Origin of the sequence: Microvirga mediterraneensis (assembly GCF_013520865.1) — a bacterium.
In the GTDB taxonomy this organism is placed as follows: domain Bacteria; phylum Pseudomonadota; class Alphaproteobacteria; order Rhizobiales; family Beijerinckiaceae; genus Microvirga; species Microvirga mediterraneensis.
In genome coordinates, this window is record NZ_JACDXJ010000001.1 from 1,130,871 (window position 1) to 1,144,715 (window position 13,845).

The window sequence follows — 13,845 nt, forward strand, 5'->3', positions numbered from 1 at the left end:
CGTCAACGGTTTAGGGCACTAAACCCCGAGGGTTTCCGCCCGCAGCGCCGTGTCGGCCATCAGCTCGGCCATGGTGCCCTGGAAGCGGATCTCGCCCCGCTCGATGACGCAGGCCCGGTCGCTGATGCCGGACGCGAAGGCCCAGTTCTGCTCGGAGAGGAGCACGGCCACCCCTTCGGCCTTCATGGCCCGGATCGCCTCGGCCATCATCTGGACGATGACGGGGGCGATGCCCTCGGACGGCTCGTCGAGCAGGATCGCGTCCGGGTTGCCCATGAGGGTCCGGGCGATGGAGAGCATCTGCTGCTCGCCCCCCGACATCTGGCTGCCCCGCCGCCCGCGCATCTCGGCCAGGTTGGGAAAGAGCCTGAACAGCCGCTCCGGCGTCCAGGGCTGGCGACCGTCCCCGGCCGGGCGGCGTCCCGTTTCCAGGTTCTCCTCGACGGTGAGGTCGGTGAAGATGCGCCGGTCTTCCGGCACGTAGCCGAGCCCCAGGCGGGCGATCCTGTAGGTGGGGAGCCTGCCCAGGGAATGCCCCTTGAAGGTGGCATGAGTGGCCGTGGCCGAGATCAGCCCCATGATGGCCTTCAGGGTCGTGGTCTTGCCGGCACCGTTGCGGCCGATCAGCGCCACCACCTCGCCCGGGTAGAGATGGAGCGACAGGCCGAACAGCACCTGCGCCCGGCCGTAGAAGGCATCGAGGTTCCGGATGTCGAGGAGCGCTTCGCGTCTCATGCAGGACCCGGTCCTTTCGGCCGCTCCAGGGCATGCTCGTCGCCGAGATAGGCGCGTCTCACCTGCGCGTCCCGACGGATCTCGTCGGGCGTCCCGGCGGCGATGATCTGGCCGCGCAGGAGCACGAGGACCCGGTCCGCATGGCCGAAGACCACGTCCATGTCGTGCTCGGTGAAGAGAACCCCGATCCGCCGCGAGGCCGCGATGGTGGCCGTGAGGTCCATCAGGTCGGCCCGCTCGCGGGGAGCCATCCCGGCCGTAGGCTCGTCCATGAGGAGGAGCTTGGGCTCCCCGGCGAGCGCGATGGCGAGTTCCACGCGCTTCACGTCGCCATAGGCGAGCGCCGAGCAGGGAATGTCCGCCGCCTCCGCCATGCCCACCTGGGCGAGCAGCTCGACCGCCTTCTCGCGATACCGTTCCCGGGCTGGAGCCCAGAGGCCGAGGCTTCGCCGATGGCAGCTGATCAGCGCCATCTGCACGTTCTCGGCGGCATTCATCGAGGCGAAGGTCTGGGCCACCTGGAAGGTGCGTCCCACGCCGCGGCGAAACCGCTTCTGCGGTGCCGCGTGGGTGATCTCCTGTCCGTCGAGTCGGACCTCGCCATGATCGGGCCGCAGCTGGCCGCCGACCATGTTGAACACGGTGGACTTGCCTGCGCCGTTGGGCCCGATGATGGCGAGCATCTCGCCTCGCTCGACGCTGAACGTGACGCTGCGGGCCGCCACCACGCCGCCGAAGGATTTCTGCAGGTCTTTCACGAAAAGAAGCGTCATGCCCGCTCCTCGCGCCAGTGCTGGACCGTGCCGGCGAGGCCGCGCGGGAAGATCAGCACCATGGCGATGATGATCAGGCCCAGCATCAGGCGCCAATGCGCCGTGAGCGGCATGACGAAGTCGCGCAGGAAATGCAGGGTGGCGGCGCCGACGAGCGGCCCCGCCACCGTCTGGATGCCGCCGAGGAGCAGCATGGTGAGCGCGTCGACCGAGGTGGAGATGCCGAGCAGGCTCGGATCCACCGAGCCGCGGGAGAAGGCATAGAGCCCGCCCGCGAGCCCCGCCGCCGCGCCGGACAGGATGAAGGCGAGCCAGCGGTGCGGACGGATCGTCAGGCCGATGGCTTCGGCGCGGGCTTCCGAGTCGCGGGCCGCGCGCAGGGCATAACCGAAGGGCGCGTCGATGATGCGCATCAAGAGCAGCACCGCCATGAGCGTGAGCGCGGCGGTCAGAAGATAATAGGCGACAGGGCCGGACGCCCAGGTCGACGGCCACACGCCGACGATGCCGTTGTCGCCGCCGGTCACGTCGACCCATTGGAAGGCGACCGCATAGATGATCTGGGCCGCCGCGAGCGTCATCATGGCGAGGTAGATGCCGGACAGACGCACCACGAACGCGCCGATCAGCGCCGCTCCCAGGGCGGCGAGCGCTAGCCCGAGGGGAAGGGCCGCCTCCATGGACGCGCCGAACCATTTGACCGCCAGGGCCGATCCGTACGCGCCGAGGCCGAAGAAGGCCGCATGGCCGAAACTCACGAGACCGCCGACCCCGATGAGAAGCTGCAGGCTGAAGGCGAACAGCGCGAAGATCAGGATCTCGGCCGCGACCTTGAGCAGATAGGCGTCGGCCACGAGCGGGAAGCAGGCGAGAAGGGCGGTGATGGCCAGCAGGATGAAATGTCGGCCCGGCAGCGGCTTGCGGCTGGCGATCCCCACCGCGTGGGTCGCGCCGATGATTTCGGCGCGCCCGAAGAAGCCGTAGGGCCTGATCGCCAGCACCACGGCCATGAGCAGGAACACCACCACGAGGGTGCTCTTCGGAAAGATCAGGATGCCGAAGGCCTGCAATTGTCCGATGACGAGGGCCGCGAGGAAAGCGCCTGGCACGCTGCCCATGCCGCCGACCACCGTGACCACGAAGGCCTCCGCGATGATGGAGAGGTCCATGCCGGTATTGGCGGACACGCGCGGGATCTGGAGCGCGCCGCCGAGCCCGGCGAGGAAAGCGCCGAGAAAGAGCGTGCCGGTGAAGAGCATCGCCTGATTGACGCCGAGCGACGCCACCATGTCCCGGTCCTGCGTGGCCGCGCGCACCAGCATGCCGAAGCGGGTCCTGCGCAGGAGAAGCCACACGAGCCCCAGCACGATGGGCCCGGCCGCGATCAGCACGAGCTCGTAGGACGGAAAGCGCCGTCCGAGAATGTCGACGGGCGCGCGCAATCCCGGGGCCCGGGGCCCGAGAATGTCCTCCGGTCCGAACACCTGCACCACGAGATCCTGCACCACGAGCACGACACCGAACGTGGCGAGCAGCTGAAACAGTTCCGGCGCGCCGTAGATGCGGCGCAGGAGCAGCACCTCGATGAGGACGCCGATGAGCCCGACGATCAGCGCCGAGGCCAGGATGCCGGCCCAGAACGAGACGGGCCCGAAGGAGAGTTCGAGCAGGCGCGGCACCAGGGTCGCGGCCGTATAGGCGCCGATCATGTAGAGCGAGCCGTGCGCGAAGTTCACGATCCGCGTGACCCCGAACACGATGGTCAGCCCGCAGGCCGTGATGAACAGCGACGATGCGCTGGAGAGGCCGCTGAGGGCCTGAACGGCCAGGAATGAGGGATCCACTATTTATCCTCCCCTAGAGGGGGAGGGTCGGCCGTCAGGCCGGGGTGGGGTGGGAAGCGCTAGCGATTCCGATTGAAGTGAGCCGTACAAGGCGGCGTATATGGTGTCGAGAACACCGTTCAAATTCTCGAACAGCTCAACATTCCAGAACCGAACGACACGATAGCCTTCTTTCTCAAGCCATTGCGTTCTAGCCGCATCTTTCGCGGCAACATCGTCCTGCGAATGATGACCGCCATCAAGTTCGAGGACGAGGCGCGCCTTCAGGCACGCGAAATCGACAACATAAGGCCCGATGGGCACTTGGCGTCGGAAGTGACTGCCGTGGACGGGAATAGCTTTCAGAGCGCGCCAAAGGCGCTGCTCCGGCTCGGTGGCATTCGAGCGAAGCTGCTTTGCTCTTTCACGTCTGAAGCGGCTGATATCGGCCATGGTCGTTTTCTGTCGCGGTACCACCCCACCCCGGCGCTGAAGCGCCGACCCTCCCCCTCAAGGGGAGGGTACGTGCGCGTCGCGCACCCAAAGACTAATCCTTCCGCACCGCCTTCACCTCGGCCTCGGTCGGCATGAACGACGTGCCGTCCTTGTAGGTCCAGTCCGTCATGCCGCCCGTGGCGCCCTCGAGCGCGAGCCTGCCGACCCAGGCGCCCATGGTGGACTGGTTGTCGATGCCGCGCATAGTGACGGGGCCGATGACAGTGTCGAACTTCGCATCCTCGAGCGCCTTGATGACGGCTTCCGTGTCCGCCGAGCCCGCGCGCTCGAGGGTGTCGCGGATCATGTAGACGACCATGTAGCCCAGCAGCGAGCCGAGACGCGGCGTGTCGTTGAACTTGGCCCGGTAGGCGTCCACGAAGGCCTTGTGCTTGGGCTCGGTGATCTGATCCCAGGGATAGCCCGTCACGGTCCAACCCTCCGGCACCTCGTCCTTCAGCGGCAGGAGCCATTCGGGCTCGCCGGTGAGGAGAGAGAGCACCGTCGCGCCTTGGAAGAGGCCGCGCGTGTTGCCCTCACGCACGAACTGCGTGAGGTCGGGGCCGAAGAGCACGTTGAAGATGCCGTCGGGCTTGGCCTGTTCGAGGGCCGACACGGTGGCGCCGGCCTCGATCTTGCCGAGGGCCGGGTATTGCTCGGCGACGATCTCGGCGCCGGGCACGCGCTCCTGGATCAGGCGCTTGAAGGCCTGCGCGGCCGATTGGCCGTATTCGTAATTGGGCGCAACGATGGCCCAGCGCTTCGCGCCCGAGGCTTTGGCCTGATCGACCAGCATGCCGACCTGCATGGTGTTGTTGGGCCGGATGCGGAAGGTGTAGCGGTTGCCCTGCGCCATGGTGATGGCGTCGGTCAGGGGCTCGGCGGCGATGTAGACGATCTTCTTCTGGTTGGCGAAATCCGCCATGGCCACGCCCACATTCGACAGGAACGAGCCGAAGAGCAGCGAGACGCCCTCGCGGCTCACCAGCTCGTCGGCCACCCGGGTGGCGTCGCCCGTGGTGGCGCCGTCCTCGCGGGAGACGATCTCGATCTTGCGGCCGAGCACCCCGCCCTTGGCGTTGATCTCGTCGAGGGCCAGCTGCCAGCCATTCCGGTAAGGCACGGTGAAGGCCGCCTGCCGGGCGTAGGAATTCAGCTCGCCGATCTTGATCGGGGCCTGCTGCGCGTGAAGCGATGGCGCTCCGAGCGCAAGCGCTGCTCCGAGAGCCAGCCAGCGGATCGTTGAAATCTTCGCCATAGCGCGTTCCTTGCAATCGAGGGACCGCCTGGATTTAGGGCCATTCCAGGTTTGATGAAAGCCCAAACTGCCGAGCTTGGCGAATTCCTGTCTTGCTCGAAGCACGGAGGCAATGACACATTTGCCGCCTTCGTTCCTCAGAGCCCCGACAGGACCCATGTTCCTCGACCGTGACCCCGCCCGTGCCTTCATGCCTTACCCGGCCGTTCCAGTCCCTCATGCCCCGAGCGGCCCGCTCTCGGGCCTGACCTTCGCGGCCAAGGACCTGTTCGACGTGGCTGGCTATCCGACCAGCGCGGGGGCGCCCCACATGCTGGCCATGTCCGGCATCAAGACCCGGACGGCACCGACGGTCCAGAAGCTTCTCGACGCAGGAGCACGGCTCGTCGGCAAGACGATCACCGACGAACTGGCCTTCTCCATGAGCGGCAAGAACGCCCATTTCGGCACCCCGGTGAACGGCGGCGCGCCCGACCGCATTCCCGGCGGCTCGTCCTCGGGCTCGGCGGCGGCCGTTTCCAACGGATCGTGCGATTTCGCCCTCGGCACCGATACGGGCGGGTCCGTCCGGGCGCCGGCCAGCCATTGCGGGCTCTTCGGCATCCGTCCGACCCACGGCCGGGTGAGCCTCGAAGGCTGCCACGACCTGGCGCCCTCCTTCGACACCTGCGGGTACTTCACCCGCGACGGAGCCACCTTCCTGCGCGTCGGCGAGGTCCTGCTCGGCCCGGACAGCGCTCCCCTGCCGCAGAGCCCCCGGGTGATCCTGGCGCAGGATGCGTTCGGCCTGCTCAAGCGGGAGGTGCGGGCCGTGCTCGCTCCGGCCCTGAGCCGGGCGGAGGCCGTGCTCGGTCGTCCCGAGCCGGTCGACGTGGCGCCGGAGGGTTTCACGGCGCTCTATTGGGCCATGCGCTACATCCAGAGCCGGGAGGCCTGGACTGTCGACGGGCCGATGATCGAGCGCTACCACCCGCCGCTCGGCCCCGGCGTGGCCGACCGGTTCGAGTTCTCGAAGGCGGTGACCGATGCCCAGGTCGCGGAGGCCCAGGTGATAAGGGCGGCTTTCCGCAAGCGGTTCAGCGCGCTTCTCGCCGATGGCGCGGTCCTGATCCTGCCGTCCATGCCGGACATTGCGCCGCTCCTTTCGGAGAGCGACGAGTCCCTGAACGATTACCGCAACAACGCCCTCAACCTGCTCTGCCTGTCGGTTCTGTCGGGCCTGCCCCAGGTGTCGATCCCGCTCGCCTCCCGGTCCGGAGCGCCGCTGGGGCTGTCGATCATGGGACCCGCCGGGTCCGACCTGAGCCTCGTAGCGCTCGCGGATCGAATCGCCCGGAGCGCGTCGGCGTAGCGGGACCCATCGCGCCCGGCCGGAGTTACCGGCAGGAGCGGGAAAGCGCACTGGTTATCTCCCGAGGGGAAGACACATGACACATCCAGCCGTGCATCCGGAAACACCCCATGTGGCGGTGGCGAGCGCCTGTATCCTCGGCGAGGGGCCTGTCTGGGACCACCGGTCCGACACCCTGTTCTGGGTCGACATCAAGAACCCGGGCGTCTGGCGGTACCATCCGGACACCAAGGAGCATTACAGGGTCGATGCGCCCGAACGGGTCGGTTTCATCGCCCTGACGCCCGACCAGGATGTGGTCATCGCCGGCTTCAAGTCGGGCCTCGCCCGGTTCAATCTCAGGACCGGCGAGGTGCAGCCCATCGTGTCGCCCGACAGGGACAAGCCGAACAACCGGATCAACGACGGCCATGTGGGGCCGGACGGCGCCGTCTATTTCGGCACCATGGACGACGAGGAGAAGGAAGGTTCCGGGGCCTTCTGGCGCTGGGACGGGAAGGAGCTGACCCAGTTCCATTCCGGCATCATCGTGACCAACGGCCCGGCCTTCAGCCCGGACGGGCGGCGGCTCTATGCGACCGATACGATCGACGGCACGGTCTACGTCCTCGACGCCCAAGGCGGCCGGATCGGCGAGCCGCGCCCCTTCGTCCGCTTCGCGGAGGGGTGGGCCCACCCGGACGGCATGGCGGTCGATGCGGAGGGCTATGTCTGGGTCTGCCACTGGGGAGCCTCGCGCATCACCCGGTTCGCCCCGGACGGTTCCGTGGAGCGCATCGTGCCCGTTCACACGGCCCAGGTGACGAAATGCGCCTTCGGCGGTCCCGACCTCACCACGCTCTACATCACCACGGCGGCCATTGGCCACGATCCTCACATCGACCCCATGGCGGGCCATCTCTTCAAGGTCGAGACCGGCGGCATCCGGGGGCTGCGGGCCCATATTTTCGAGGGGTAAGGAACCATGACCATCGAGCGTTTCGGCACCCTCGACGGGCAGGACGTGCTGCAGGTCTCGCTGCAGGGGCCCGACGGCATGGACGCGAAGGTCCTCACCTGGGGCGCTGTGGTGCGGGACCTGTCCGTGCCGGTGGCGGGCGGTTCCCAGCGGGTCGTGCTGGGGCTCAACTCCATCGAGGACTACGTCGCCCATTCTCCCTACTTCGGCGCCATCGTCGGGCGATACGGCAACCGGATTGGCAGGGCACGTTTCAACCTGAATGGCAGGACCTACCAGCTCGATGCCAACGAGGGCGAGAACCAGCTTCACGGCGGAACCAAGGGCTTCGGCTCGCGGATCTGGAGCATCGTCGACCATCAGCCCTCCAGCGTGACCCTGAGCCTCGTGTCGGAAGACGGCGACATGGGCTATCCGGGGCGCCTCGCGGCGACCTGCACCTACACGCTCCTGCCGTCATCGCGCCTGCGGATCGAACTCGACGCGACGAGCGATGAGCCGACGCCGGTGAATCTGACCACCCACGGCTATTTCAACCTCGACGGCAGCCCCGACATCTCCTCGCACGAGCTGACCATCGCCGGCGATTACATCACCCCGACCCGGCCCGACCTCATCCCGACGGGCGAGATCACGGCGGTTACTGGCACCGACTACGATTTCACGACGGCGCGGACGATCCATGGCCCGGCGCATACGCTCTACGACATCAACTATGTCCTGCGCGGGCCCTATGGCGAGCTGCGCCATGCTGCCACGCTGGCGTCGCGCCGGAATGGTCTTTCGATGGAGCTCTGGACCACGGAGCCCGGCGTCCAGTTTTATGACGGCCACCTGATCGATATGCCCGTCGAAGGGCTGGGAGGTGCCCGGTACGGGCGTCACGGCGGACTTTGCCTGGAGCCGCAGCGTTTTCCCGACAGCCCCAATAATGCCCATTTTCCATCGTCTATCCTGCCGCCCGGGCAGGTTTCCCGACAGGTCAGCGAGCTCAGGTTCTCCCGCTGATCGAGGGAACTTTTGTCGGTGTAAGACTGTTCTTCTTTGTAGGCGTTGCGTTCCCGGACAAACACGAACCAAGAAGGGACAGTCCCCATGCCGGTGCTCGATGCGAAAGCCCTGGAGATCGATCCGAAGGGAGCGGCTTTCCTGAAGAGCGTCTTGCGTCCCATGCCCGCGCCCGAGACCCCTCCGAAAGACACGTCGCGAATCGTCAAGATTCGCTTCTACGCGCTCAAGAGGTCCAGGGAGTTTGCGACCGGTACGGCGTGAAGGGCCGCTTTCGCGGCCCCCAATCTGCCAACCCTCACGCATCTTCGACCACAGGCGCCAAGCCACGCTTGGCGAGAAGCGCGTCCGCCGTGGGCAGGCGCCCACGAAACGCCGTATAGGCTTCGGCGGGATCGCGCAGGTTGCCGGCGGAATAGATGAAACGCTTCAGCTTGCCCGCCATGTCCTTGTTGAAGGCGTCGCCCGTTTCCTCGAAGGCCGTAAAGGCATCCGCGTCCAGCACCTCCGACCAGAGATAGCTGTAATAACCCGACGAGTAGCCGTCGCCTGAAAACACATGCGTGAAATGCGGTGTGCGGTGGCGCATGATGATCTCGCGCGGCATACCGATCTTTTCCAGAATCTGTGCCTCGAAGGCTGATGCGTCGAGATTGCTCAGATCCTTGCGGCGATGGAGTTCCAGGTCGACGAAGGCGGAGGACAGGTATTCGACCGTCGCGAAGCCCTGGTTGAAGTTGCGCGCAGCCATCAGGCGGGTGAGCAGCTCTTCCGGTATCGGCTCGCCGGTCCGGTAATGGGTCGCGTAGCGACGCAGGATGTCCGGCTGCGACAGCCAGTGCTCGTAGAGCTGCGACGGCAACTCCACGAAATCGGTCGACACGGCCGTGCCCGCGAGCAGCGGATAGGTCACGTTCGAGAGCAGGCCGTGCAGGCCATGGCCGAACTCGTGGAACAGGGTTCGCGCATCGTCGAAGCTCAGGAGCGACGGTTCTCCCGCGGCCCCCTTGGCGAAATTCATCACGTTGACGATGATCGGCCGAACGTCGCCGGTGAGTTTTTCCTGTGACCGGAAGGCGCTCATCCATGCGCCGCTGCGTTTGGAGGAGCGCGCGAAATAGTCGCCGATGAAGGTGCCGACAGTGTTGCCGTCCGCATCCGCCACCTGCCAGGCGCGGATATCGGGGTGATAGCGCGGGAAATCCTTCAGCTCCTTGAAGCTGAGGCCGAAGAGCCGGTTGGCCGCCTCGAATGCAGCCTCGATGATCCGGTCGAGCTGGAAGTACGGCTTGATGGTCGCCTCATCGAGATTGTGACGCGTCATGCGGACTTGATCGGCATAATAGCGCCAGTCCCAGGGCTCGATGACGATGTTGTCGCCGATGGACTGGGCTTGAGCCTGCAGGTCGTCCCGCTCCTCCCTGGCGCGGGCGATGGCCGGCGTCCAGACGTCGCTCAGGAGCTTCTGCACGTTGTCTGGCGTCTTGGCCATGGTGTCGGCGAGCTTGAAATCGGCGAAGGTCTCGTAGCCGAGAAGTTTGGCGCGCTCCGCCCGCAGGGCCGCCGTCTCGGCGATGATGGCCTTGTTGTCGGTCGCGTTGCCGTTGTCCCCGCGCGCCGCCCAGGCTTTGAAGGCCTGCTCGCGCAGGTCGCGACGCTTGGAGAACTGCAGGAAGGGTTCGATGCTGGAGCGGGAGAGGGTGATCACATGCTTGCCAGGCAGGCCGCGCTCCTCGGCGGCCTGTGCGGCCGCTTCGCGCAGGAAAGAGGGAAGACCCTCGAGATCCGCCTCGCCGTCGAGAACAAGCTGATAGGATTTCTCGTCCGCCAGCACGTTCTGCGAGAACTGCGTGCCGAGGCTCGCCAGCCGTTCGGTGATGGCGGCAAGGCGCTTCTTCTCGTCCGGTCCGAGCTTGGCGCCGGCGCGCACGAAAATGGTGTGATAGCGGTCGAGGACGCGGGCCTGCTCGGGTGTCAGGCCGAGGGTGTCGCGCTTCTCGTAGAGAGCCGCCACGCGCCGGTAGAGTGCCTCATTCATGAAGATGCTGTTGCGATGCTTGGCGAGGATCGGCGCCATCTCGCGCTCCACCGCCTGGATCGCATCGTTGGTGTGCGAGCCCGCCAGGTTGAAGAACACGCCGCCGACTTTCTTCAGCGCCTGACCGCTTCTCTCCAGTGCTTCGATGGTGTTCGCGAAGCTCGGCTCCGCGGCGCTCTCGGCAATGGCCGCGATCTGTTTCTGCTGCTCGGTCAGCGCCGCGTCGAAGGCAGGCTTGTAATGCTCCGGCGCGATGGCCTCGAAGGGCGGAAGTCCGAACGGGGTTTCCCACGGCGTGAGAAGGGGATTGCCTGCGTGAGCCGCGTCTGAAACCGTCATGATCGCTCCTGCCTGATGATCGTCGAGTTGCAAGTTTTAATCATCTCACCCGCCGACGGGAAGGGCCCTCGCCCCCGACGAGGCGTCCACGCTGGCCAGATATCGCTGCAGGAAGGCGAGGGATCGGGCGGAGGCATCGTCTTCCGCCTTCCCCCTGAAGCCGTGGCCCTGGCCGGGGTAAACCTTGATCTCATGCGGCACGTTCTGCTGGCGCAGCAGCGCCTCGATCGCATAGGCGTTCGACACCGGCACGATGGGATCGACCGAGCCGTGCAGGACCAGGGTCGGCGGCAGGTTGGACGTGGTGGCGATCGCACCCTGCGGCAGCGGTCCGAAATAATTCACCAGCGCTTTCACACGGACGTCCGAGCTCGCGACGGCGAGCCCCAAAGCCGCCCCGAGGGAGATGCCGATGATGCCGATGCGATGCGGGTCGGCTCCCGGGTGGTTCGATGCGAAGGCGAGCGCATCCTGGACGGTGCCCATCCACGGCATGAAGTTCTGGAAAAGGGTGCCGAAGGAAGCTCGCTTCTCGCCGGTGCGGTCGAGATAGTGGACGAGGTGAACCTGGTACCCGGCGGCCGCTACGTTGCGGGCGCCCTCGCGATATTGTGTGTTGTAGCTCAGGCCGTCCGCACCGTGCAGCATCAGGACCGCCGGGCGAGGCTGGGAGCCAGCCGCCTGGAAGGTCTCGACGGCAATGGCCTTGCCTCCACTTTTGAAGCTGTTTCGTTGGGTCGTGACGGGCATCGCGTTCGGCTTGTCCTGTTGGGCATGAGCGGTCGACGAGGCAGCCAGGGCTGCTCCGATCAGAAGATTGCGTCTGGTGAAGGGCATGGAGGTTGGAACGGAAGGGCAAAAGTCTCAGGGATTTTCATGAGATGGGAGCGGATTTCCGCGCATGGAGATGGCAAAAGGTCCCAGCTTTTCCGGGCGGAAGAGCCTTGTTGCCACGCTCAAGGATCGTTTGGCCGTCGAAGACGTTGTTTGCAGGTCGGCGAGAGTGTCTCGCGGCCCAGCAGAGATCCCTCACATGCGTCCTGGCCCTCCCACCTTGCCTCCTTCGGAGACGGAGATCGAGCCTCCTGCGGTTCCTGGGCTCTCCGGGCTCATGACCCTGGCCGTCGGGGTCGTGGTGCTCGCGGGCCTCTATGTGGGCCGGGAAGTCTTCCTGCCCGTCGTGATGGCGATCCTGCTGGCCTTCGTGCTGGCTCCCTTTGTCGAAGTGCTGCGCCGGTGGCGCTTCGGCCGGGTTCCGTCGGTCATTGTGGCCGTGCTGGTCGCCGTCGGGATCATCGTATCTCTCGGGGCGGTCATTGGTTTCCAGCTGGCCGGCCTAGCGAGCGACCTGCCGCGCTATCAGACCACCATCGAAACGAAGGTCGGCTCCCTTCGTGAGGGAACGCTCGGAAAGCTGCCGAGCCTCCTGAAGGATTTCGGCCGCCGCTTCGACCGGGCCGTTGCGGAGCCGCCGCCGGAACAGGCCCCCGCGAGGCCTGCCGCATCGGCGCCGCCGGCATCCACGCCGGCAGAGCCTTCCGGCCCGCTGCCGGTCGAAGTCCACGAGCCTGAACCGACGCCGTTCCAGATGGCCCGCGACGTGCTGCTGCCGGTACTCGGGCCGCTCGCCACCATGGGCATCGTGTTCGTGGTGCTCGTCTTCATCCTCATGCAGCGGGAAGACCTGCGCGACCGGATGATCCGCCTCTTTGGGGCGAGTGATCTTCATCGCACCACGGTCGCCATGGACGATGCGGCGCGCCGGCTCAGCCGGTACTTCCTGACCCAGCTTGCCCTGAACGCCTCCTTCGGCGTCGTCGCGGGCATCGGGCTGTGGCTGATCGGCGTGCCGAGCCCGGTCCTGTGGGGCGTCTTCGCCGCGCTCATGCGCTTCGTGCCCTATATCGGCTCGTTCCTCGCGGCCCTGCCGCCCATCCTCCTGGCCGCCGCCGTCGATCCCGGCTGGTCCATGGCCCTCATGGCCATGGCGCTGTTCCTGATCGGCGAGCCGCTCATGGGCCATGTGATCGAGCCGATCGTCTATGGACAGAGCACGGGCCTCTCACCCTTCTCGGTGGTTATCTCGGCCATCTTTTGGACCTGGCTCTGGGGACCGGTCGGCCTTCTTATCGCCACGCCCCTGACCCTCTGCCTCGTGGTGCTGGGCCGGCATGTGGAGAGGCTCGAATTCCTCGATGTCCTGCTCGGCGACAGGCCCGCTTTGACGCCGGCCGAGAATCTCTACCAGCGCATGCTCGCCGGAGACCCGGACGAGGCTCTGGATTCGGCGGAGCTTCTGCTGAAGGAGCGTTCGCTCACATCCTATTACGACGAGGTCGCCCTCAAAGGTCTTCAGCTCGCGGCCAACGATGCGACGCGCGGGGTTCTCACCCAGCGCCAGCTCGAACAGGTCAAGGATGTGATCCGGGCTCTGGTTCAGGATCTCAGCCCTCACAGCGACGTGGAGCCGCATCCGCAGGAGACCAAGGATGAGCCGGTTGCGTCTCCCGCGAGCGAAAAGCCGGACAACAAGGAGCCGGCGATCAAGCAGCCTATGCCGCCGGACAGCAACATCCCCGACGCCTGGCGCGCAGATGGGGCGATCCTCTGCGTCGCCGGGCGCGGTCCGCTGGACGAAGCCGCGTCGGAGATGCTGGCGCAGCTTTTGAGCAAGCATGGACTCGGCACCCGCGTCATCCCGCATTCGGCCGTGTCGCGTCGGAAGATCTTCAATCTCGACATGACCGGCGTGCAGATGGTGTGCATCAGCTATCTGGAGATCAGCGGTACGCCTGCGCACCTGCGCTATCTCCTGCGCCGCCTGAAGCAGAAGGCGAAGGCGCCTGCCCTGGTGGGGCTCTGGCCGGCTGAAGACGCTGTCCTGAAAAGCGAGGCGATGCGCGCAACGCTCGGCGCCAATTACTACGTCTCGTCGTTAAGGGATGCAGTGGTGCAGTGCCTGAAGACGGCGACCGGCGAGGATAATCTGCCGGAGCCGGCCAATGCGCCGGCTGTCGAAGAGGCAATGGCAGCCAAGCGGCTGCCGTTGCCGGCATGATGTGAAGAC

Annotated in this window: 12 protein-coding genes; 5 read left to right on the forward strand and 7 right to left on the reverse strand. The window is 66.2% G+C overall.

Annotated features, from left to right (window positions below; all coding sequences use genetic code 11):
• Positions 1-18 precede the first annotated feature (18 nt).
• The 5 genes from H0S73_RS05345 to H0S73_RS05365 all read right to left on the reverse strand — a co-directional run bounded on the left by H0S73_RS05345 (position 19) and on the right by H0S73_RS05365 (position 5,084).
• On the reverse strand, positions 19-735 hold the full coding sequence (locus H0S73_RS05345) for an ABC transporter ATP-binding protein (protein WP_181051191.1): 717 nt from the start codon (positions 733-735) through the stop codon (positions 19-21).
• Complete coding sequence (locus H0S73_RS05350; RefSeq protein WP_181051192.1) at positions 732-1,508, reverse strand: ABC transporter ATP-binding protein; 777 nt, start codon at positions 1,506-1,508, stop codon at positions 732-734. Before H0S73_RS05350 ends, H0S73_RS05345 begins: the two co-directional genes overlap by 4 nt.
• On the reverse strand, positions 1,505-3,352 hold the full coding sequence (locus H0S73_RS05355) for an ABC transporter permease (protein WP_181051193.1): 1,848 nt from the start codon (positions 3,350-3,352) through the stop codon (positions 1,505-1,507). The genes H0S73_RS05350 and H0S73_RS05355 overlap by 4 nt, the downstream gene beginning before the upstream one ends.
• Positions 3,353-3,355: 3 nt before the next feature.
• Complete coding sequence (locus H0S73_RS05360; protein WP_181051194.1) at positions 3,356-3,784, reverse strand: endonuclease domain-containing protein; 429 nt, start codon at positions 3,782-3,784, stop codon at positions 3,356-3,358.
• 94 nt (positions 3,785-3,878) lie between these two features.
• On the reverse strand, positions 3,879-5,084 hold the full coding sequence (locus H0S73_RS05365; protein ID WP_181051195.1) for an ABC transporter substrate-binding protein: 1,206 nt from the start codon (positions 5,082-5,084) through the stop codon (positions 3,879-3,881).
• A gap of 157 nt (positions 5,085-5,241) precedes the next feature.
• Here H0S73_RS05365 and H0S73_RS05370 point away from each other — a divergent pair, with 157 nt between their 5' ends.
• From H0S73_RS05370 to H0S73_RS05385, 4 genes are all read left to right on the forward strand, one after another.
• A complete protein-coding gene (locus H0S73_RS05370) occupies positions 5,242-6,435 on the forward strand; it encodes an amidase (RefSeq protein ID WP_181051196.1) in 1,194 nt (397 codons plus the stop codon).
• Between the two features lie 76 nt (positions 6,436-6,511).
• Positions 6,512-7,393 carry an SMP-30/gluconolactonase/LRE family protein gene (locus H0S73_RS05375; protein WP_181051197.1) on the forward strand — a complete coding sequence of 294 codons (882 nt, stop codon included), beginning with the start codon at positions 6,512-6,514 and terminating at the stop codon, positions 7,391-7,393.
• Between the two features lie 6 nt (positions 7,394-7,399).
• Positions 7,400-8,401 carry an aldose epimerase family protein gene (locus H0S73_RS05380; RefSeq protein WP_181051198.1) on the forward strand — a complete coding sequence of 334 codons (1,002 nt, stop codon included), beginning with the start codon at positions 7,400-7,402 and terminating at the stop codon, positions 8,399-8,401.
• Between the two features lie 87 nt (positions 8,402-8,488).
• The gene (locus tag H0S73_RS05385; protein WP_181051199.1) at positions 8,489-8,665 is read left to right on the forward strand and encodes a hypothetical protein; all 177 of its coding nucleotides are present in this window, start codon (positions 8,489-8,491) and stop codon (positions 8,663-8,665) included.
• 34 nt (positions 8,666-8,699) lie between these two features.
• On the opposite strand, the gene H0S73_RS05390 is transcribed toward H0S73_RS05385, so the two are convergent.
• Positions 8,700-10,778, reverse strand: coding sequence for a M3 family metallopeptidase (locus H0S73_RS05390; protein WP_181051200.1), 2,079 nt, complete (start codon positions 10,776-10,778; stop codon positions 8,700-8,702).
• Positions 10,779-10,823: 45 nt separating this feature from the next.
• Entirely contained in the window at positions 10,824-11,615 is a 792-nt protein-coding gene (locus H0S73_RS05395) for a dienelactone hydrolase family protein (protein ID WP_246388736.1), read from the reverse strand.
• Positions 11,616-11,811: 196 nt separating this feature from the next.
• Between H0S73_RS05395 and H0S73_RS05400 the strand changes: the two genes are divergently transcribed.
• Positions 11,812-13,836 (forward strand): AI-2E family transporter, encoded by a 2,025-nt coding sequence (locus H0S73_RS05400; protein ID WP_181051201.1) that lies wholly within the window; start codon positions 11,812-11,814, stop codon positions 13,834-13,836.
• Positions 13,837-13,845 lie beyond the last annotated feature (9 nt).